This is a genomic window from Acrocarpospora pleiomorpha (assembly GCF_009687885.1).
Lineage (GTDB): Bacteria > Actinomycetota > Actinomycetes > Streptosporangiales > Streptosporangiaceae > Acrocarpospora > Acrocarpospora pleiomorpha.
Window position 1 is genome coordinate 115,608 of the sequence record NZ_BLAF01000042.1, and the last position, 19,996, is coordinate 135,603.

Genomic DNA, 19,996 nt, shown 5'->3' on the forward strand with positions numbered 1-19,996 from the left:
CGACCCCGTCATCCCCGTGGTCGCTCGTATGAAGCGGCAGCTTGATCCCCGGGTTCTCCCACCCACCCACTCTTCATTTCTTACCGGGACTTCCGCTCCGCCTCCCGGAACCGTGGACTCCGCCTTACAGGGCCGTGGGCTACTCCGGAGGCGTTCCCGGGGGCCTCCGGAGGTGTGATTGAACCCGAGGGTGAGGGCCGCTCCAGGGCATGAGCCGCTCCGGGATTTCCGCCCACCCCGGGACTCCCTCGGACAAACCACGGGCCACTGTCCCCACAGGCCGTGGGCCGTTCCCCTGCTATCGCAAGACCGGGAAATTGCCGCGAAACACGTTATGCGGATCACGACTACGCTTCAGCTCCCGCAGCCGGAGCAGCGTGGCTTCCGGGAAAGCCTTGGACGCATCCTCACCAGGAGCCAGGCACATATACGGCTTACTCCCGCTGACGTACCCATCAAACGCATCCGCCATCTCCCCCATCTTGGCCCCGACAGCCCTCCTGGCCTCGGCATCCGACGGAACTCCGAACATGGACAACAGAAAGGGCTCGATCAAGGGCGGAACCACGCCCCCATCAGCCCGATCCACAGCCACAGCTCCGCCGAGTTGGCGGAGTTGCAGGGCAGTCAGTGGCTCCATGGATTTGGCGTTGGCAAGCAGGAGCTGGCCCACGGTGTCGTCCAGGACGGTGAGGAGTTCGCTGCGCCACAACCCAGGACTCGGCTCAATGGGTTCAGCGCAAATACCACCCAACTCCTCCACCGGCATAACACCACGGTTATCCGAGACCACCCCCTCAACCGCCTCGAAGCGACTCAGCAACCTCTGCGCCTCCTCAGCCTCGCCCAAGAACGTCACCTCGACAGCAACCGACGGCGCGGCATCGGGCGGCTGGAGCAGACTGAACCAGACCGTCAGGTCCTCAGGAGCCGTAGCCGTGACCTCACGATAGGCATCCAGAACATAGGAAGCCCGATCAGCCGCCCACACCATCCGCCCGCCGTACAACTTCGGCGCGGGCTGAAGGTCGAACTCAATCGCGGTGACGACGGCGAAGTCACCGCCACCCCCACGCAGCGCCCAGAACAGATCAGGATCGGTCTCCGGCGTCACCCTGATCGGCAGCCCATCAGCGTCCACGGCGTCGAAAGCCCGGACGGTGTTCGCGGCGAAGCCGTACTTGCGGCTGAACCAGCCGATACCCCCGCTCAGCACGGCGCTGAGCGCGCCGACCGTGGCAGAGCTGCCGACCAGACCGGTCAGCCCATGCGGACTGGCCAACCTCAGAACCTGATCCCAGGTCGCCCCCGCGCCAACCCGAGCCGTACGCGTCACAGGATCGACCGCCACGTCATTCAACCGGTCGGTCCGCAGCAGGATCACCCCGTCCACGTCCCCGCTGGGCCGGTGCCCGCCTCGCTGCGCGGTGACGGTCAACCGCTCCTGCCGCGCATACGTCACCAGGGTGGCCACGTCGTCGGCGTCATAGGCCTCCACCACCGCCAGCACCCACTGATCGATCGCCCGGTTCCACGGCTTCCTGGCCTCGTCAAAACATTCATCACCACGCAACACCACGCGGCCTTTGATCGTTTGGCGCAGATCATTCAAGGTCATGCCGGCTCCAACGGGTCGGATAGCGGGTTCCTACCCCGACGACCCTAGACACCGCCTCCGACAGAACCGCCCCGCCTATCCGCAGGTCAACGCCACCCTAACCACCAGGCAACCCCAACCCACAAAAACCATCAACCACCCGAGAACCCACAAAGACCCCCCGACACCCCAACCCCATAGCCCGAAATATCAGCAAATACCAACCCCTCAAAAAGTCAGGGCCCGCAGCCACCAACGGCCACGAGCCCAGACCCACCCAGCAAAAACTATTTCTTCGTCGCCGCCGGCCGCGCCCGCGTGGCCCGCTTCGGCTTGGGCGCAGGCTCCCGCGCCCGCCGCTCCGCCAGCAACTCCGCCGCCCGCGCGATCGTGATCTCCTCCACCGTGTCCCCCTTACGCAAGGACGCGTTGGTAACCCCATCCGTCACGTACGGCCCGAACCGCCCGTCCTTCACCACAACCGGCTTATTCGAGTTGGGATCATCCCCAAGCTCCCGCAACGGCGGCGCCGCGGCCCGCCCACGCCCCCGCGGCTTCGGCTGCGCGAACAACGCCTTGGCCTGCTCGATCGTCACCGTCAGCAGCTCCTCCTCCGCCGCCAACGACCGAGAATCAGTCCCCTTCTTGATGTACGGCCCGAACTGCCCGTTATACGCCACGACCTCTTCGCCATCGATCTCCCCAACCACCCGGGGAATCGTCAGCAACATCAGCGCGTCCTCAAGCGTGATCTCCTGCAGATCCATCGACTTGAACAGCGAACTGATCCGCGGCTTGGGAACATCCGCCTTCTTCGTCCGCTTCTTGGCCCCATCCGCGGCAGGCACCGGCTCCGGCAGCACCTCCGTGACATACGGCCCGTACTTCCCGTCCCGCGCCTGGATCACAAACCCGGTCTCCGGGTCCTTGCCCAGCTCACGCGTCGTGCTCGGCCGCGCGAACAGCTCCTCGGCCTTCTCCGCCGTGAGCTCGTCCGGCGTCATGTCCTCCGGCACATTGACCCGAGCCCCATCCCGATCCAGATAGGGCCCGAACCGCCCCACCCGGATCACGATGTCGCTCCCCCGGATCGGGAACGAGCTGATCTCCTTGGCGTCGATGTCGCCAAGATCGCTGACCATCTCCTTGAGGCCCTCGTCCCCTTCGCCCTCGCCGAAGTAGAAGCGCCGCAACTCCGGCACCCGCTCCGCCCGATCATTGGCGATGTCGTCGAGCACCTTCTCCATCTCGGCCGTGAAGTCGTAGTCGACCAGATTCCCGAAATGCTGCTCAAGCAGGTTGTTCACCGCGAACGCCAGGAACGACGGCACCAGCGCCGTGCCCTTCTTGAACACATACCCACGATCCAGGATCGTTCCGATGATCGACGCATACGTCGAGGGCCGCCCGATCTCCCGATCTTCCAGCTCCTTGACCAGCGACGCCTCGGTGTATCGCGCGGGCGGCTTGGTCGCGTGACCGGCCACGTTGAGCTCCAGCGCGGTCAGCGCGTCCCCTTCGGCCAGGTTCGGCAGCCGCTTCTCGGAGTCGTCCCGATCCGTGGACGGATCATCGGCCCCCTCCACGTACGCCTTGAGGAACCCGTGGAACGTGATCGTCCGCCCAGTGGCGCTGAACTCGGCCTCCTCCCGATCGGCGAGGACCTTCACCGACACCGACTCGCCCACCGCGTCCTTCATCTGCGAAGCCACGGTCCGCTGCCAGATCAGCTCGTACAGCCGGAACATGTCCCCGGAGAGCCCGGTCTCGCCGGGCGTGCGGAATTCCTCCCCGGATGGCCGGATCGCCTCGTGCGCCTCCTGAGCGTTCTTGACCTTGCTCGCGTACACCCGCGGCTTGTCCGGCACATACGCCGAGCCGTACAACTTGACCGCCTGACTCCGCGCCGCCGCCACCGCGGTCTCCGACAGCGTGATGCTGTCGGTTCGCATGTAGGTGATGAAGCCGTTCTCATACAGCTTCTGCGCCACCTGCATCGTGTACTTCGCGGAGAACCCCAGCTTCCGGCTGGCCTCCTGCTGCAATGTGGTCGTCCGGAACGGCGCGTACGGCTTCCGCGTGTACGGCTTGCGCTCAACCGACCGCACCGCGTACGACGCCCCGGCCAGACGCCCCGCCAGCGAGGTCGCCGCCGCTTCGTCCAGATGCAGCACATCGCCGTTCTTCAGCTGCCCGGTGGAGGCGAAGTCACGCCCCTGCGCGACCCGCTTACCGGCCACACCGGTCAACGTCGCGCCGAACCGGCTCGGGTCGTCGGCCTTGCGGCCGGTGTCGAAGACGGCGGCCAGATCCCAGTAGGCCGCCGACGTGAACGCCATCCGGTCGCGTTCCCGCTCGACCACGAGCCGGGTCGCGACCGACTGCACTCGCCCGGCCGACAGCCGGGGCTTGACCTTCTTCCACAGGACCGGGCTGACCTCGTATCCGTACAAACGGTCGAGAATTCGCCGGGTTTCCTGGGCGTCGACAAGCCGCAGGTCCAGGTCACGCGGGTTGGAGACCGCGTCCTGGATCGCCTGCGGCGTGATCTCGTGGAACACCATGCGGTGCACCGGGACCTTGGGCTTGAGCACCTCGCGCAGGTGCCACGCGATGGCCTCGCCCTCGCGGTCCTCGTCCGTCGCGAGGTAAAGCTCGTCGGCGTCCTTGAGGAGCGCCCGGAGCTTCGTCACCTGGGACTTCTTGTCCGGATTCACGACGTACAGCGGCTCGAAATCGTGGTCGACGTTCACGCCGAGTTTGGCCCACGACTCTCCCCTGTATTTTTCCGGGATGTCGTCGGCCTTGCCTGGCAGGTCACGGATGTGACCGATGCTGGATTCCACGATGTAGCCGCGCCCGAGGTACCCAGCGATCGTCTTCGCCTTCGCCGGCGACTCGACGATCACCAGGCGGGTTCCGCCGGCGTTGCCGTTGTTGGCTGGCACGCTGCTACCTACCTCGCTGTTCGCTGTCGTATCCCCGTACTTACCGGAGTCGTGGCTCTGCCGACTCCGTTTCGACGGTAACCCGTCTCCGGTAGTCCTACCCCCACGGGCTACCCGGATCGGTCACCGCCTGGACCCGTCTCTCCACGAGGACGCAGAATAGAGCCCAAGAGGTTCCACCGTCCCAACGGGAGACTAATCGCAGATGCAGGAGTACTCCTACATGGATCTGTACTTGCCGCGCGGAACATCACGCGAAACCGCTCGCCAGGTACTGACCGAGCATGCGGAGTACGGGCATTGGGAACTGGACCGGCTGCGACTGTATCCCGACGGTAGCCGACGCGTACGCCTACGGCGAAAGATCATACGTGTCGCCCGAACCATGTGATCGTCCCAAGTCACGCCAGTTCCGCGCGAAAAAGGCTTTGCCCGTCCCGGGCCGCGCCCCCGGAACGGGCAAAGCTTCTCTGCTCCCATCCGCTGGATGCGGGGAGCGTCTGTGGTCACCCGGATAAGGGTGAGAAAACCGTTACCTTCGACCGACGGCCTTGTTACCTCCGGCCGAGACGAAAGCGACGGGTGGACGCGAAGAGCGCCGCCGAGGCGGCGAACATCGCGCCGAGCAGCAGGGCCGCCAGCGAGCCCGCGTTCATCCCGGTCACGCCGACCGGCTGGGCGGCGCTCATCAGGCCGAGCCCACCGACCGGCAGCGCACCGGCCGCCTGGCCGAGCGAGCTCGCCACCGGCAGCGAACCGGCCAGATCGCTCACCGGAGCGAGCGGGTTCGCGGCCGCGGTAGCCGTACGGGACGGGCCCGTGGGAGCAGCCGGAACGGCGGGAGAGCCGGGCAGACCAGGCAGGCCGGGCAGCGCGGGCAGGCCGAGCATGCTCGGCAGGTCACCCACGACCGGCAGCGCGGGCAGGCCCGCGGCGCTCATCTTCTGCGTGAAGTTGCCCACGTCCTTGACCCCCGCCAGCGCCGGGACCGACGGCAGACCGGGCAGCATGCCCCCCGCCTGGCTGGCGTTGACCTTGCCCCAGCTCCTGGTCCAGTACGCGTAGCCCTCGTCCACGGCCGACTGGGCCACCGCGGCCGGGCCGACCCGCGAGCCGCCCAGGCAGCCCGCGGCGGCGTCGCCCAGGACGGCGACCGCGTTGCCGCAGGCGTTGATCGGAGCCGTGATCGGCGCCACGACCTGGTTCCCGGCCAGCACCCCGGACTTCCCGTCGGTACGGTTACCACCGCCGCCAGGCCCGCCGTCGGCGGAGACCAGGCCCTTGCAGTGCGCCTCGGAGGCGCCCAGCGCGGCCACCGCGTTGCCGCAGGCGTTGATCGGAGCCGTGATCGGCGCCACGACCTGGTTGCCCGCCAGCACGCCCGAGCGCCCCGACGTGGTGTTGCCCCCGGCGCCCTTGCCGCCGTTCTTGACCGACGAGCCCCCGATGCAGCCCGCGAAGGCCTCCCCCGCGATGGCCACGGCGTTGCCGCAGACGTTGATGGGCGCGGTGATCGGCGCGACCACCTGGTTCCCGGCCAGCACCCCGGACTTCCCGTCCGTACGGTTGCCACCGGCGGCCGTGCCCGGCACGGAGTTCTGCACGTCGGTGCCGCCCTTGCAGCCCGAGATGGCGCCGCCGACGGAGTTGCCGCACAGGTTGATCGGCAGGCTGACCGGCGCGATCACCTGGTTGCCGCTGCCGACCCCGAACCGCCCGTCGGTGTCGTTCCCGGTCGAACCCGCGGCGGTGTGGTAACGAGGTCTGGGCTTGCCCGGCTTGCCGGTGTTGGTCACCGACGAGCCGCCCTTGCAGCCCGAGAACGCCTCACCGAAGATCGCGACGGTGTTCCCGCAGATGTTGATCGGACCGCTGATCGGCGCGATGACCTGGTTGCCGCCGAGCGCGGACGACCGCCCCGATGTGGTGTTGCCGCCCGGCCCGACCCCGGTGTTCTTGACCGACGAGCCGCCCTTGCACCCGGCGACGGCGTTCCCGAAGATCGCGATGGCGTTGCCGCAGGCGTTGACGGGCGCGCTGATCGGCGCCGTGATCTGGTTGCCGCCGAGCAGGCTGTGGTCGCCGTTGGTGGTGTTGCCACCGGCGCCGCCCTGGCCGGAGTTCTTGACCGACGAGCCGCCCAAGCAGCCCGCGTCGGAGCCGCCGAACAGCGACACCGCGTTGCCACAGGCGTTGACCGGCGCGCTGATCGGCGCGTTCACCTGGTTGCCGCCGAGCACGCTGCCGTTACCTGAGGTCTTGCCGGGAATACCCTTAGTGGTGTTCTCGACGGAAGCGCCGCCCTTCGACCCGGCGGTCGCGTCGCCGGCCACGCCGACCGCGTTTCCGCTGATGTCGATCGGCAGGGAGATGGGCAGGTTGACCTGGTTGCCGCCACCGACAGAGTTGGTGCCGGAGGTGTCGGCGATAGCCGTACCGCTGCCGAGGGCCATGACGCCGGCCGCGAGCAGCGCGGCGGGGGCTGAGCCCTTCGCCCACGTTCGCATGATGAATGCTCCTAGTGGTTCTTCTTGGGGGTTACCTGACAGCTCGCGAGAGATGTCCCAGGCCGGAGGGCATGGCACGTCGCGAGGGTGGTGGAATTTCCGCGTCACCCGCGTCGGAGCGGCTCGACGGAGATGTCGAAGGGCACGCTCCGCCACCGGTCGCTCTGGACGAGGGACCGGTATGGAGGCGGGGTCAGTCAGGAGAGAAGGAAGGATCGTCCGCCGCAGTGCGGACGACAGGGGGCACGAGCGCCGCCAGTGGGGCGGGCGAGTGCGTGAGCCGCGGGTCGGCGAAGGACCTCGCGACATCCCCGAACAGAATCAAGCCACCGCTGCTCTGGGGAATCAGACCGTTCCCCGGGGTGTGGTCAGCGGTGGACGGATCGGGCAGGACGGGCGTGGACTGGCTGGTCAGCCCGTCGACGTTCCGACCCGCCATCGCCTCGGCGTTGTCCGAGGCATGGATGCCGCCGCCCGTGGGGAAACCGCCGGTGTGCGACACCGACCCGGAGACGACAGCTGAGGGCGCCGTCTCGGCCACGGCCGAAGCCGTGCCGAAGACACCGAAGATCACGCCGACCAGCCATCCGACGGCGATCAGACCGCCGATGACCAGCAGACGAGCAAGCCGGGAGTCGGCCGCGAACCGCGCCATCCGATCGTCCCGGGCAGGACGGCGGTCGGCCGCGGGCACGCACAGGTCAGCGGAGGGCGAAACGGCCCCCTGCTGAAACCCCGGCGTGCGTGCCACGCGACCTCCCGAACTCCGTCGAGCCGCCCGATGCGGATCAACCCCTCAACGGAGCGTTACGTTAGCACCACCCACCGTCAACGCAACGGCTTTCTCAGCAGTAATCGAGGAACCGGTCAAGAACTCGGACCCCAAACTTGAGCGAATCCACCGGAACTCTCTCGTCAATGCCATGGAACATCCCCGAGAAGTCCAAGTCCGGCGGCAACATCAGCGGCGCGAACCCGAACCCGCGCAGCCCCAGCCGGCTGAACGCCTTCAGATCCGTCCCCCCCGACAGCGTGTACGGCACCGCCTTGGCCCAGGGATCCTCCGCCCGCAGCGCATCCGACATTGCCGTGACCAGCCGCCCCTCGAAGGCCGTCTCGACCGCGACATCGTGGTACACGTGCTCCCGCTGGATGTTCGGCCCGAGCAGCTCGTCGAGGGTTTCGAAGAACTCCTCCTCGAACCCCGGCAGGAATCGCCCGTCCACATGCCCGATCGCCGTCTGCGGGATCACGTTCGCCTTGTATCCGGCGTCGAGCATGGTCGGATTCGCGGTGTTTCGCAGCGTCGCCCCGACCATCCGGGCCAGCGGCCCCAGCTTGGCGACGGCCTGTTCCGCGTCCTCGGCCTTGATCTCGATGTCGAATGCTTCGCGGAAGAAGGACTGGACCGTGGGCGTGAGCCGTACCGGCCATTCGTAGCGCCCCAGCCGCCCGATCGCCTCGGCCAGCTCAGTGACCGCGTTCTCACTGTTCAGCATGGATCCATGCCCCGCACGACCGGTAGCGGTCAGCTTCATCCAGGCGATGCCCTTCTCGGCCGCCTCGATGAGATAGACCCGCTGCCGCTCCCCAACGGTCACACTGAACCCACCGACCTCACCGATCGCCTCGGTGCACCCCTCGAAGACATCCGCGTGCTTCTCGACCAGCCACTGCGCCCCGTAACGCCCGCCCGCCTCCTCATCAGCGGTGAACACGAGCACGACATCCCGCGGCGGCCGACGCTTCTCGCTGAGCCGCTTCCTGACAACCGCCAGGATCATGGCATCCATGTCCTTCATATCGACGGCCCCGCGCCCCCACACGCACCCGTCGACGATCTCCCCGCTCAGCGGATGCACCCGCCAGTCGCCTGGATCGAAGGGCACCACATCCAGATGCCCGTGCAGCACCAGCGCGTCCCGCGTCGGATCCTCCCCCGCGATCCGGGCCACCACATTGGCCCGCCCCCGATCACTCTCCAGAATCCGCGCCTCCACCCCCACCTCGGCGAGCTTCTCCGCCACATACTCCGCGGCGACCCGCTCCCCCGGCCCCGCATTGTCCCCCGCGTTGCGCGTATCGATCCGGATCAGATCGCCGCACAGGCCTGCAACTTCATCTTCACCAAGGCCGGCCATCCTGTTTCCTCCAGAGTCGGTACGGCTTGCGCCTCCCATCCTGGCCGATCGGATAGCGGGATGAACCACAGGCCCGCGAGTGCTAACCTTTAACAGCCGACGCGGGATGACGGTCCCGCGTGCAGGCACCACGTCCGGGTGGCGGAATAGGCAGACGCGCTAGCTTGAGGTGCTAGTGCCCAGTGATGGGCATGGGGGTTCAAGTCCCCCCTCGGACACATTCGATTCGCCCATGGAGTCCTGGTCAGATGTAGAGCTGACCAGGACTTTTTGTTTGCTCGGATGATAGGTCAGCCGGACGCCTAGCTTCGTGTACAGCCGGGCCTTCCTGATCGGCTCAGCCGTTCCCAGGAGCCGTACGGCGTCGCCCACGGTACGCATTGCCTCCGCCAGGTCATCTCGGCTAAGCCGACGCCTGCAGGCCGGTTCTCGGCGAAGCCGTGCTTCGGCTTGCACCTTCTTGGCCTGCTCATCCCGGATCCAGCCGGCGACGACCACGGGGTCAGCACCGGCTTCCAGGGCGGCACGATGCTGGGCGAGCTTCCGATCGCATTCGGCCAGTAGCCGCCGCGCCAGGGCCAGACCCTCATGCTCCGATGGCTCGATCTTCTGAGCTTCGACCAGGAGATCAAGCGTCTCATCGACGCGGTGAGGGGCGAACAACCTCCCGAGCCACCGATCAAGCTTCGGGACGATCACGTCCTCTCGGACGTAGACGTTGCGAGGATGCATGATCCGATTCGCCAGGGCGTACTCCTCCGGAAAGCGGCACCGGTAGTAAGGCGCCTCATTGGACCAGTTGCCCTGCATCCGGCGATCGCACGCCCCGCAGAAGATCAGCCCTCGGAGGATGTAGGGGTGGCTCGCGGTCTTGAGACGGCGACCGGTCTGCTGCCCGCCGCGCCCGGTGAGCAGCTCTTGGACGGCGTTGAAGTCTTCGGCCGACACGATCGGAGGGTGCACGATGTCGTCGGACCACACCCACTTTTCGCTTGAGTTCCAGCGCAGCTTGGTGGTGTGGCCAAGGCCGACATCGTCAATATCGATGAGTACCTCGTCTTTTCGCTGCCGGTTCCATACCTGGTGGCCCGTGTAGCGAGGATTGGTGATGATGGCCCGGACCGCGCTCTTGGCCCAGGCGATCCCGGATCTGTGGCGGTTGCGTTCCGGGTCGTGGGCTGAAGGGCTGGGAACGCCATCGGCGGTCAACCGTTCGGCGATGGCGTAAAGACCGTGGCCCTCCAGAAACTCGCGGAAGATCCCGGCGACGACGGAGGCGGCGAACTCGTCGAGTTCTAATCGGTGCTGTCGCTTACCGTCAGCGGCCTTGGCGGGGTTGGGGTGTGGGCCTGCGTCGGCCAGTCGGTAGCCGTAGGGTGGCCGACCTCCTAGGAAGCGGCCTTCCATCTGGGCCTGGGCGGACATGGCGCTGCGCACGCGGACCTTGATGCGGTTGCGCTCGCCCTTGCTCATGCCGCCGAACACGCTCATGACCAGGTCATGGGCCTCGTTGTTGGGGTCGATCGGACCGCCCACTTCGGGTACCCAGAGGGGGATCCCGAAGTGCTCGAAGACGGGGAAGGTTAGGCCGTACTGGTTGCCGTAGAAGGCACGGTGCGGTTCGCCGATCACCACCGCGTCGAAACCGCGGTCGGGCTTGCGTAGTTCGGCGAGCAGCGCCGCCGCCTGCGGGCGGCGCTGCCAAGGCATCGAGCGGGATTTGTCGATGTCGAAGAACTCGGCGACGATCACGCCCCCGCGCGACTCGATGAGCGCGCGGGAGCGGGTGATCTGCCAGGCCCGTGAGGACCGGGGGTCTTGGTGGTCCTCGGTGGAGACCCGGCCGTAGAAGGCGAAGGGGATGGCGTTCATAGGGATTCCTCAGGCCACGTCTGGGCGGCTGGTCGGCAGATTCTGTTTGTGCTGGGCCTCTAACAGGATGGCGAGCAGTTCGGTAGCGGCGCCTCGCGTGAGCCGAGGCGGTCCGCTTGGTAAGACAACTTCCAGAACCGGTTGGTTACGGATGGTGGATGCGGCCATGATGGAGGCACTCCTATCAGTTCATTACTGGCGGTAGGGGTGCGGCCCCGGCGACGTGCTTGGAGGTATGGCGTCGGGGCCGTGATAGCCGTACCGAGCCTAGATCCGCGCGGTGCGGATGGGACCTCGGCAGGGCGGTAGTCGGAGATCTCGATGACGTCGCCTGGGCGGGTACGGCCAAGGACGTCGTACGCAGTGGATGGATGGGTCACGTCGACACGGGAGAGCGTGGCGCGGTTGAGGACACATATCGCGTCGGACAAGGTTGTGAGGGTCTCACTGGTGTTGTCGTCATGTGGGTCGTCTGACGGTAGCCAGGCCAGCCATCGACCTCGGCTCTGATCGCCGGAAACTTGTCATGGCGCTTGTGTAACGTCTGAGTCGTCACGAGAGTCAGCAGCCGGTATATGAGCGATCTGGGCACCTTCGAGGTGTGCGTACTCGCGATGGATGGCACGCTGAACATGACCAACTCCTTTCGAGTGGGGCTGGCGGGAAACCCGGTGCCACGCGAGTCACAAGCGATCGCAGAACTGGGTCATCCCCTGACAGGGATCTGGGAGAGGCCTGCAATGCAGGCCGTCAATCGGAGCTGCCCTCATCTGCTTGGACGTGTCTAAGTTGCCCGTCCTCATCCAGCCGCCGACAGGTCCAACGTTCCACCCCCCTTGAGATTCCGGGGTCACACAGGTAGCAGAGGTATCAGCCATAGCCGTACAAACATCATTACACAATCTTGACTGGTATTGTCAGACTCCCTCACCAGGACCCTAACGCAGTCGGCTTCCGTCACGATCTGTTATAGGTCAACCTTATGGAGTAGCCGGTCGAGGGACGCCTGTACTGCGGCAGCGTGAAGTCCAGGGCTGAGTGGCCCGGGGAGATGTCACACCCTGCGCAGGTCAACCTCGCGCCGGAATGCGCTCAACGCCTCGTTGTACGCCTCCCGCTTGCGTGTGTACACGGCCTCGTTCTGGCCCAGCGCTTCGGTGAGTTCTCCGACCGCGTCCGTGAGCGGTCCGGCTGCCCGTACGAGCGGCCTGTGCCTTCGGGCTCGCGAGAGGGTCACAAGGGTGAGGGCGTCCAGTATGCGGCCCATCGCGGGCAGGAGGATGTGTTGGGAGTCGTTGGCGAGTTTTGTTCTCGTGCCTGGAATCAGACGCCCGTGCCAGGCCGCACGGAAGACCTGGAGGGACAGTTGGAACATTGCGGCACCGGTCAGCACGTCTTGGAGGGCCTTCTCGTAGGCGTCCCTGTCGTGCTTACGGTGGCGTGTCCACTGTTGGACTCCCGCACCCAAGATGCCGACCACAACACCCACAATGGCCGCCCCAGCGCTGATCAACGCGACCGCCAGTTCGAGGCCACTCTCTTCGGGGGTCATGCTGCGTCCGCCGCGTTGTCGGCCTGGCTCAGCAGCTCTTCCGCGAGTTCCCGCTGCTGCTCGGGGGTGAGCCGCGCGTGCACGGTGCCAACCAGGACCGGGTTGAGGTCCCCCGTCTTCGCGCGCGGGAGCAGGTTGAGTGGGAGCGGCATGCAGGCATTCTGTCAGGCGCGACCGACGATCCGGCAAACGGCGTCATCCCGTCGGCACCCGCAGACCACAGGCTTCGCTGAGAGCCATCCTCGCGCCCTGGGCGTCGACCCCCGTAGGGGGGTACAGGGGTAGTGAATGGCTTAGTACTTCTGGAACTAATAATGATTCATTAATTCCGCGACCGCCTTTCTCTGCTTAATACATAGCCTGTCGCTAGAGGCTGGTGCGAGACCCTGGAGCGTTGTGGACTAAAAAGGTGGACTTTAAAGTCGCCCTACTCGGGACATCCATGAAGCCATGGCGTGACCTGCTAAGGCCTGCATGACGGCTCATCCACCGGTTCTGCACCTCCCCGCTATGGGGCCGAGGCGCTAGGGCCGCCAGTTATTCACCCAACTAGCCCAAGAATCACCACAGAAGCGGTCGCGATCGGTATGATCCGTGGCGGCATCTGCTTTTGTGCGGGCCGGGGTGGCGACCCCGGCCCGCGCCTAAGCGGGTACTGCCGGGCTTTGGGCCCTGTCGGCTGCCGCTTCGGATTGCACATCATCAGTGTAGCGACGCACGTCAGGGTAGGTCTTCAGATCGCTCCCGAGGCCCGGATCTTCTTATCCGCCTTTCAGGGGAGATTCCATGCGCATAGATGTGTCCATCGTCGGTGGCGTCAACGTTTCGCGACACCGAGTGCAGGTACTGATCATTCTCGTGCTCGTCGTGCTCGTGCTGCGGCCCGAGATCGGTCAGCATCTCGCCACCGCTGTACTGCCGTAGCGTCTCGAAGGTACGCGGGCGGGGGTGCGCCAGGCACCTCCCGCCCTTACGGCCGCAGGTAGCGAGAAGTCGCCCTCGCCATTGTGGCAAACTGCTGTGCGCCCTAGGCGCAGACTTCGTCGGCAGGGCAAGGTGATAGGAGACGGAGTCTCCGTTGCCTCGATGTGCTAGATAGCCTGCCTCCGCCATGTGCAGCAGCGCCTCAGTGAGGAACGCGGAAGTGAAGGTGTCGTAGGTGATCGGGGTGGTCACATCGTCGGGCTCCATGCCCATCGCGGGCAGGATCTCGGTCTCGTAGAACTTAGGCATCTCAAAGTTGACGATGCGCCCGGTCTTGTCACTGACCGCCGCGAGAGCATTGGCCAGCACGTTGTACACGACACCGACGCGCGGCTGATGCTTGAGGTACTCCTCCGGAGCAACGAGACGCGCGTCGTTCGCCACGTCGAACCCGTCGACGGTCTTGAAGTTCGGGATGTCATGGCCGATGAGGCAGAGGAACACGAGAGTCTCCCACGAGTCAGGCGATGGCATGGACCAGATTGAACCTGCGGATCCCCGGTACCGCTTCACGGTTCAATGTCGGTGGAATCCGCCCGATGGTATCGGCCGCGCGTTCACCCTCTTGGCGTTTCGCCGTGCTCGAAGCGAGCCACGCGGGCAGCGTCATAGGCAGCTCTTGTGGAATCCGGGAGGCGGGCACCCGCAGGGAACCCCGTGAGGAGTGTCTGGGCGATCCGCTCAGGGGTGAGTCCTCGGCGCGCCTCCTCGTAGATGTCATCGCCGCCCACGTCCGCTGCGATGCGCACGCCGCCGTAGTCGCACCCGGCCCCGGGCTCGAACATCCAGGCCGACCACTGGAGGTCGCCCTTATGCATGTGCAGGCGGGTCGGGGATAGATCCTGGCCTTGCTCTGGGATGCGGCCGAACACCACGATGTCGTTGCCGCCGCTGTCGTGGCAGCCGCCACCGTCGTTGGTCGATAGGGACGCAGCGACGTCGAGGAGCCGGGTAAGGGATTCGGTGTCGAGCTGCCCCTTCACTTCGCCGAACATCCCGTATTCGGGAAGCCAAAAGTCGGGAAGATAGGCGATCGGTTCAGTGCCGAGGGTGAGTCTCGCGCTGCACTCGTACCCTTGGCGCTCGTACTCCCACGCAATCCCCAGGTGGTCGAAGTAGACGGCCCATCGCGCCTCTAAGCGAGAGCGGAAATGGCACCCGGCATATCTGGTTTCGATGGCAGATATCACGACACTGGACCGTCTGTACTGTTCATGTGCCCATCCTGGCTGAGTCAGGGGCTACGCACGAGAGCATGGCCAGCTTGAACCACGACCGTTCAGCCGACGCCCAGGCACGGTCGAAGCTGTGGAAACCCTGGCGTTGTACAAGCCGCACGCCATCGCATGCGATCAGTACTCTCGCTCCCACTGGGTACCTTGATTTCGCCCGGCAGGCACGCACCGTACTCGCTCTTGGGCAGATTCCGGGGTTCCAGTAGTCGCAAGGCCCCGCGCTTCTTCGGGTCCGCGCAACCTGCCACCTTCGCCGGAGTGGCGACCGGCCGCGACGCTGACACCAACCAGGCTGACCGCCATAACGACAGCGGCCAGAACAGCGATGATCTCCCTCATTCGTTCTCCTTGAAGGAGGCCGCCCACGTGAGGCGGCCTACAATGCCGTCGTCGGGAAGGTCAACGCGGCGCTGAAAGGTCTTGCACACGTTCCGGACTGCTGGCCGTACGCGCCGTCGACGTCGAACTCGAAGCCCTGGACGACCCGGCGGAGCAGCCGTCGCCATGAACAGGCCCAAGCCGCTGCCACCCGGCTCCTGCCTGAGAACTCGATCAACTGACCCCGTATGTGAGCGAGATGGAACGATCCGGGATCTATTGACACGATTTCCTGCGACGAGCTGAAAGCGGACCGTAATCTGCCGGGGCCAATGAGACGAGACGGAGGCAGACGGGTATGAGTGACCAAACAGCACAGACAAGGGTCGCCAAGGCACAGGAAGCGGCCGCGGACTCGGCTGCGACGATGGTGCCCGTCAGGATCGCCGGAATCGACGCGGTGCTCACCAAGAAGACGGTGGCACCCTCACGATCGGCGCCCAAGTGGGAGATCGATGCGCGCGACCGCGTCCGCTCGGCTATACGCCGCTACGCCAAGCCGCTGGCGACGCTGATCGCCCGCGACGCCAACGAAGCCGAGACGCGCCTGCTGGTCACTGACTTCCTGTGCGAGGGCCTCGGCTACGACAAGTACGAGGACCTGACGATGGAATACCAGGTCAAGGGCGAGTTCGCCGACTACGGCGTGCGCATCGACAAGCAGTTGGTGGCCTTCATCGAGGTCAAGCGGTGCAACCAGAAGCTGGACCTGCGGCATCTGCGGCAGGTCCAGATGTACGCGGTCAACGAGGGCGTGGAGTGGATGATCCTGACCAACGGCCAAGCGTGGCAGGTCTACCATCTCACTGGCGGGCTGCCCGTGGTGGTTGATCTGGCCCTGGAGGTGGATCTGCTGGGCGAGGACCCGCGCTCGGCCAAGGCTGACGCGCTGTTCTATCTGAGCAGGAACGCCCTCAAGAAGCGCTTGATCCACGAAGTGTGGAAGAGCCGGGCCGCCACCTCGCCCAAGGCGCTGGCCCAGGCCCTGCTGTCAGAGGGGGTGCTGGAGGCCATCCGCAAGGAAGTCCGCCGCCAGACCAGTCACAATGCCGAACCCAAAGACCTGGCCCGGATCCTGCGCGAAGAGGTCCTCCGCCCCGAAGCCCTCGCCTGATTGCCTCCCGTGCTGGCCGCACGACCGGCCTCGATGTTCCATCGCCCTGGGCCGGCCACCCGCTGCTAAACCGTCTCGATACCCGCCCTCTCGGCCCAGGCCCGTATCGAACCTGCGTACTCGCCCCACCGGCCTGGGGCGACCCGGCCGTCGGTGGTGATGTGCAGGACATCGGGGTGTCCGAAGGCTCGCATAATGTCCCCGACAAGGTACGCGGCGGTGGCCACCAGCTGGGGAGTGTCGTCAGCGAGTTCCTCCAGCGGGGCGGCCCGCTCCGCGCTCGCCCCGTGCCGGACGAACTGGCCCAGCCGCACAGTCGCTCCGGAGCCCATCGTGCCGAGTTCCATGCGCAGAGGGTCGGGGTCACCGACCTTTACCCGGATCAGCGCGTCACCTCCGGCGTAGGCGTAGTCACGCGCGTATCGGGCAAGGAACCGGACGCCGGAGAGCACAGCGACCATGAGGGACAGCTCACCGAGGCGGCAGGGCAAGTCGTCTCCTCGCCCGTCGAGGCGGGCCCGGGCGTTGAGGTCGGGCTGGTGCATGGCGAACACGCCGGCGCCATCGGCATACAGCTGAGCGGTCTGTCCCTCCACCCGCTCGTCGTACTCAAGACGGGCACCGGTGTCCAGGATCAGACAGCGAGGCCCGGGGGCTATCCGCTCCCAGGAGTTCCAGCCGTTGGTTAGCAGCACCGGATCCTCGCTGCCGAAGCCGCGTTTGAAGGCGGTGAAGGTGTCCCAGTTGACGACCATGTCGCCCGGCAGGTCCGGCACGAGGGACACCATCACCCAGGAACCGGGGTGGACGGCACACCGGTTCCGTGTGATTTCCTCGATCTCTCCGGAGCGGCTGAGCTGATCGCGGGCGAGGGCGAACCGGGCCCGGTACCTGGTGGCAAGCTCCGGCTCGGAGATGTTGACGGTCTTGTGGCCGAGACGCCGTGGCCACCGGTAGCCCTCGTTGATGAGGACGCCGTGCGGTGCCCGGGAGCTGCGGTGGACGGCGATGACGTAGCAGCCCATGCCCTCGCGATCGGGGTCGGGCACGGGGATCACCTCGAACTCGGCGTACGGGTGAACGTGGTCCCCGATGAGGCTGAGCAGGCGGGTGTGCTCCCTATCGGACAACAGGACCCCCGGCAGGTCGGTGAGTTGCGCGTCATCATCCTCATCGGCACCGATGAGGATGAGCCCGCCTTGGGTGTTGGCCATCGCCGCGACATCCCCGCCGGGCTTGTGCCGGTCGCTCGGCTGAGTCCCGTACATGAGCTTGTAGTCCAGGTCAGCTGCTTCGCGAATCTTGGAGTCCTTGAGCGTGAGGAGATGCTTCCACGTCAGGGAGTCGGCGGTGATCTGCGTGCCCAGGAGCTTCTCCAGCCGCTGGGATCGGAACTTCCTCATGAGCGGGCACGGTACGCGCTAGAGGGGACAACGTCGCGTCCTTCGCCCCGCCACTGCGGGCAACTCACCGTAACTCGATTATGACGGAAGATCGTCGGGCGATTCCGGCCCGGATGACCGGTTCTCCTCTGGGGCGGCGGAGCCGGCCCCGGGTCCGCCAGTCCTCACCAGGCGGCCCGTCCCCTCCGCAGTGGCCTCCAGACGCCACCCCGGCCGGCCAGCAGCTCCACCCTGCCGTCCCGGCTGAGCCGATCCGCCTGGATACCCGAGCCCACCACCACGGCCACCAGCGCCGGCAAACCGACCGCCTCAGCCGCCACGCGCCGCCCCAGCCCGGGAAGGCTCATGCGCCGGACCGGCCGAGCAAGGGCCTGACCGGAGGCCACAGGGGCGGTGGGGGCCTGGAGCAGGCCGGACAAGCGGTTCAGCGCGGCCGGGATCACCCAGTAGTACACCCAGGTCCCGCGCCGTTCCGAGCCGACCAGACCAGCCTCCGCAGCACCTTCAGATGGTGGGAAATGGTCGGCTGGGAGACCTCGAACGGGCCGGTCAGGTCACACGCGCACGCCTGGCCACTCTCGAAGGAGGCGATCAGCGACAGCAGCCGCAAACCGGACCGCCTCATCAGGAGCTCCTTGACTGGCGGCGAAGGTGACTACGGTGGAGGCCAGGCGTGCGCCCTTTCACTTAATTCATGTAGATGCATTGGGTGCCAGGTCAAGGCCATCTGAAGAGCGTTTCGTTGCGTCGATCGCGCGAGGCCTTGCCACGCCGAAACGCGCGAAGGTAGCGTCCTGCTGCCCTGGAACAGGGCAGGGCTGGAAACGAAGCCGGACCGCAGTGTCTTGTCCTTGTGGGTGACGTCCACGGTGTCGCCAGCGACGAAGTTCCGGGTCGGCGGAACGAAAACGGCTTCGTGTGCCGTGAGGTAGGCATGGCAGAGACACCATCAACCGGGAAGCCGATCAGATGACTGACGACCGCGAGCTGACCGCCGCTGAGATCGAGGCCTTCCAGCGCGAGGGATTCTTCGCCGACGAAGATGAGGCCACCGCCGAGACGTACCCGCGGGTCTTCAACCGGTCGGCCGGCTTCCTGTACAAGCGGGTGGTCCGCCCGCATGAACCGCTCCCGCCCGAGTACGTCACGCTGCCGCTGACTGGTCTGAGGGGTGAGGACAGGATGTGGATAGACCTGGCCGTCGCCCGGTGGAACATGTTGTGGGAGTGTGCTCAGTTCCGGCGTCACTTCTTCTCCGAGGAGGACCTTCCGGAACCGATGCACGAGGTGGCCGATCGCGGCGACGTGAACGTGGTCTTCGTGCCGAGGACGACCAGCCGCTTCCACGAGTATGCGCCACTGTTTCACCTGCTGCCGCGCTCGACCGTGCAACGGCAAGGGCTGCCGTTGCTGCGTGCGGGGCAGTGGCCGTACCTCGTGCAGACGGATCCGGTTGATCGGTTCCTGCCCGGTGACTTCGAGGAGCGGCTGTCGCGGGCGTGGGCTTCGACGGTGTGGGGCCATCTCAACTCGGGCTCGGGACTCAATAGCTTCTCCGGCAGGGATCCGATCCGGATTCTGGCCCACAACCTGGATTTCTGGCTCCCGGCCGTCACGGCCGCGATCCAGCAGATCCTTGGCGACTTTCCCGTCGTCGATGCCGACGTTGAGGAGACGCCTATTCCGTTGCAAGACGGGACCTTCCTCAAGGGCGTGGTGGCGGCGAGTCCCCGCATGGGCGGTGACCTGTGGTGCGGGGAGGCCGAGGCTGCTGAAGTCGTCCGGTCAACCGTCGACCATGCCGACGCCACCGGACGGCTCCGCGGCATCTTGGAGGCGGTGAAAGCCAACCGCGTCGAGGACGACTTCTCCGGCTACTGGTCGTACGCACGGGAGGACTTCGAACGCAAACTGCACAGCAAGCGTTCCAAGGTCAAAGTCCGGTTCGTGGAGTTGACCGACACCATCCCTGTGCAGGGCCCGGAGACCGAGGTGATCGCAGACATGGTGTACAGCGACTTTCTTGCCCTGCTCGATCCGCGCGAGCGGCAGGTCGTCGTCCTGATGAACAGCGGGATCACCAAGCTCGCCGAGATCGCGGACCTGATGGGCTACAAGAACCACAGCCCGATCTCCAAGCGCCTGGCCCACATCCGGGAGAAGGCGATAACGCACTTTGGGGAGCAGTGATTCATTCACTCCAACCTTCTCCGGACCGCCCAGTACATCTGCTCACCTTCCCCATGAAGGCTTAAGCGGAGATCC

At 66.0% G+C, this 19,996-nt stretch carries 16 protein-coding genes, 1 tRNA gene and 1 pseudogene; 4 read left to right on the plus strand and 14 right to left on the minus strand.

Translation table 11 applies throughout. The annotated features are described in order from the left end of the window. Positions 1-298: 298 nt before the first annotated feature. Together Aple_RS31910 and topA are read right to left on the minus strand one after the other, a co-directional pair. Positions 299-1,510, minus strand: coding sequence for an FAD-binding oxidoreductase (locus Aple_RS31910; RefSeq protein WP_246264923.1), 1,212 nt, complete (start codon positions 1,508-1,510; stop codon positions 299-301). 374 nt (positions 1,511-1,884) lie between these two features. After that, on the minus strand, positions 1,885-4,545 hold the full coding sequence (topA, locus tag Aple_RS31915) for a type I DNA topoisomerase (RefSeq protein WP_155348429.1): 2,661 nt from the start codon (positions 4,543-4,545) through the stop codon (positions 1,885-1,887). A 205-nt stretch (positions 4,546-4,750) separates the two neighbouring features. On the opposite strand from topA, the gene Aple_RS53680 reads away from it, so the two are divergent. Then, positions 4,751-4,936, plus strand: a complete 186-nt coding sequence (locus Aple_RS53680) for a DUF5703 family protein (protein ID WP_155348430.1) — start codon at positions 4,751-4,753, stop codon at positions 4,934-4,936. Between the two features lie 163 nt (positions 4,937-5,099). Here Aple_RS53680 and Aple_RS31925 read toward each other — a convergent pair whose 3' ends face one another. From Aple_RS31925 to Aple_RS31935, 3 genes are all read right to left on the minus strand, one after another. Then, on the minus strand, positions 5,100-7,052 hold the full coding sequence (locus Aple_RS31925; protein ID WP_155348431.1) for a chaplin family protein: 1,953 nt from the start codon (positions 7,050-7,052) through the stop codon (positions 5,100-5,102). Between the two features lie 193 nt (positions 7,053-7,245). Further along, positions 7,246-7,803 (minus strand): hypothetical protein, encoded by a 558-nt coding sequence (locus Aple_RS31930; RefSeq protein ID WP_155348432.1) that lies wholly within the window; start codon positions 7,801-7,803, stop codon positions 7,246-7,248. A gap of 94 nt (positions 7,804-7,897) precedes the next feature. Next, positions 7,898-9,193 carry a M20/M25/M40 family metallo-hydrolase gene (locus Aple_RS31935; protein ID WP_155348433.1) on the minus strand — a complete coding sequence of 432 codons (1,296 nt, stop codon included), beginning with the start codon at positions 9,191-9,193 and terminating at the stop codon, positions 7,898-7,900. A gap of 132 nt (positions 9,194-9,325) precedes the next feature. Between Aple_RS31935 and Aple_RS31940 the strand changes: the two genes are divergently transcribed. Next, positions 9,326-9,411, plus strand: a tRNA-Leu gene (locus tag Aple_RS31940). 535 nt (positions 9,412-9,946) lie between these two features. Here Aple_RS31940 and Aple_RS56410 read toward each other — a convergent pair. The 6 genes and pseudogenes from Aple_RS56410 to Aple_RS31970 all read right to left on the minus strand — a co-directional run. Continuing rightward, positions 9,947-11,065: pseudogene (locus Aple_RS56410) on the minus strand (recombinase family protein); the annotation flags it as partial. Between the two features lie 1,054 nt (positions 11,066-12,119). Then, positions 12,120-12,617 carry a hypothetical protein gene (locus Aple_RS31950; RefSeq protein ID WP_155348434.1) on the minus strand — a complete coding sequence of 166 codons (498 nt, stop codon included), beginning with the start codon at positions 12,615-12,617 and terminating at the stop codon, positions 12,120-12,122. Continuing rightward, on the minus strand, positions 12,614-12,769 hold the full coding sequence (locus Aple_RS31955) for a hypothetical protein (RefSeq protein WP_155348435.1): 156 nt from the start codon (positions 12,767-12,769) through the stop codon (positions 12,614-12,616). Before Aple_RS31955 ends, Aple_RS31950 begins: the two co-directional genes overlap by 4 nt. A 568-nt stretch (positions 12,770-13,337) precedes the next feature. Continuing rightward, entirely contained in the window at positions 13,338-14,045 is a 708-nt protein-coding gene (locus Aple_RS31960; protein WP_155348436.1) for a hypothetical protein, read from the minus strand. Between the two features lie 113 nt (positions 14,046-14,158). Then, positions 14,159-14,791, minus strand: coding sequence for a PDDEXK family nuclease (locus Aple_RS31965; RefSeq protein ID WP_155348437.1), 633 nt, complete (start codon positions 14,789-14,791; stop codon positions 14,159-14,161). A gap of 421 nt (positions 14,792-15,212) precedes the next feature. Further along, positions 15,213-15,365, minus strand: a complete 153-nt coding sequence (locus Aple_RS31970) for a hypothetical protein (RefSeq protein ID WP_155348438.1) — start codon at positions 15,363-15,365, stop codon at positions 15,213-15,215. A 147-nt stretch (positions 15,366-15,512) separates the two neighbouring features. On the opposite strand from Aple_RS31970, the gene Aple_RS31975 reads away from it, so the two are divergent. Then, positions 15,513-16,328 carry a type I restriction enzyme HsdR N-terminal domain-containing protein gene (locus Aple_RS31975; RefSeq protein WP_155348439.1) on the plus strand — a complete coding sequence of 272 codons (816 nt, stop codon included), beginning with the start codon at positions 15,513-15,515 and terminating at the stop codon, positions 16,326-16,328. A gap of 65 nt (positions 16,329-16,393) precedes the next feature. Here Aple_RS31975 and Aple_RS31980 read toward each other — a convergent pair whose 3' ends face one another. The 3 genes from Aple_RS31980 to Aple_RS31990 form a co-directional block, all read right to left on the minus strand. Next, the gene (locus tag Aple_RS31980; RefSeq protein ID WP_155348440.1) at positions 16,394-17,731 is read right to left on the minus strand and encodes an AlbA family DNA-binding domain-containing protein; all 1,338 of its coding nucleotides are present in this window, start codon (positions 17,729-17,731) and stop codon (positions 16,394-16,396) included. Between the two features lie 164 nt (positions 17,732-17,895). Beyond that, positions 17,896-18,186, minus strand: coding sequence for a hypothetical protein (locus Aple_RS56415; RefSeq protein WP_373869661.1), 291 nt, complete (start codon positions 18,184-18,186; stop codon positions 17,896-17,898). After that, positions 18,171-18,356 carry an ArsR/SmtB family transcription factor gene (locus Aple_RS31990; RefSeq protein ID WP_373869662.1) on the minus strand — a complete coding sequence of 62 codons (186 nt, stop codon included), beginning with the start codon at positions 18,354-18,356 and terminating at the stop codon, positions 18,171-18,173. The genes Aple_RS56415 and Aple_RS31990 overlap by 16 nt, the downstream gene beginning before the upstream one ends. Positions 18,357-18,700: 344 nt before the next feature. Between Aple_RS31990 and Aple_RS31995 the strand changes: the two genes are divergently transcribed. After that, the gene (locus tag Aple_RS31995; protein WP_155348441.1) at positions 18,701-19,921 is read left to right on the plus strand and encodes a sigma-70 family RNA polymerase sigma factor; all 1,221 of its coding nucleotides are present in this window, start codon (positions 18,701-18,703) and stop codon (positions 19,919-19,921) included. The last annotated feature ends 75 nt before the right edge of the window (positions 19,922-19,996 follow it).

What these genes read in the sequence shown, in the direction of transcription:
- Aple_RS31995 (WP_155348441.1), top strand. Translation starts at nt 18,701, where the DNA reads ATGACTGACGACCGCGAGCTGACCGCCGCTGAGATCGAGGCCTTCCAG.
- Aple_RS31950 (WP_155348434.1), bottom strand. Translation starts at nt 12,617, where the DNA reads ATGACCCCCGAAGAGAGTGGCCTCGAACTGGCGGTCGCGTTGATCAGC.
- Aple_RS53680 (WP_155348430.1), top strand. Translation starts at nt 4,751, where the DNA reads ATGCAGGAGTACTCCTACATGGATCTGTACTTGCCGCGCGGAACATCA.
- Aple_RS31955 (WP_155348435.1), bottom strand. Translation starts at nt 12,769, where the DNA reads ATGCCGCTCCCACTCAACCTGCTCCCGCGCGCGAAGACGGGGGACCTC.
- Aple_RS31975 (WP_155348439.1), top strand. Translation starts at nt 15,513, where the DNA reads ATGAGTGACCAAACAGCACAGACAAGGGTCGCCAAGGCACAGGAAGCG.
- Aple_RS31935 (WP_155348433.1), bottom strand. Translation starts at nt 9,193, where the DNA reads ATGGCCGGCCTTGGTGAAGATGAAGTTGCAGGCCTGTGCGGCGATCTG.
- Aple_RS31925 (WP_155348431.1), bottom strand. Translation starts at nt 7,052, where the DNA reads ATGCGAACGTGGGCGAAGGGCTCAGCCCCCGCCGCGCTGCTCGCGGCC.
- Aple_RS31990 (WP_373869662.1), bottom strand. Translation starts at nt 18,356, where the DNA reads ATGAGGCGGTCCGGTTTGCGGCTGCTGTCGCTGATCGCCTCCTTCGAG.
- Aple_RS31980 (WP_155348440.1), bottom strand. Translation starts at nt 17,731, where the DNA reads ATGAGGAAGTTCCGATCCCAGCGGCTGGAGAAGCTCCTGGGCACGCAG.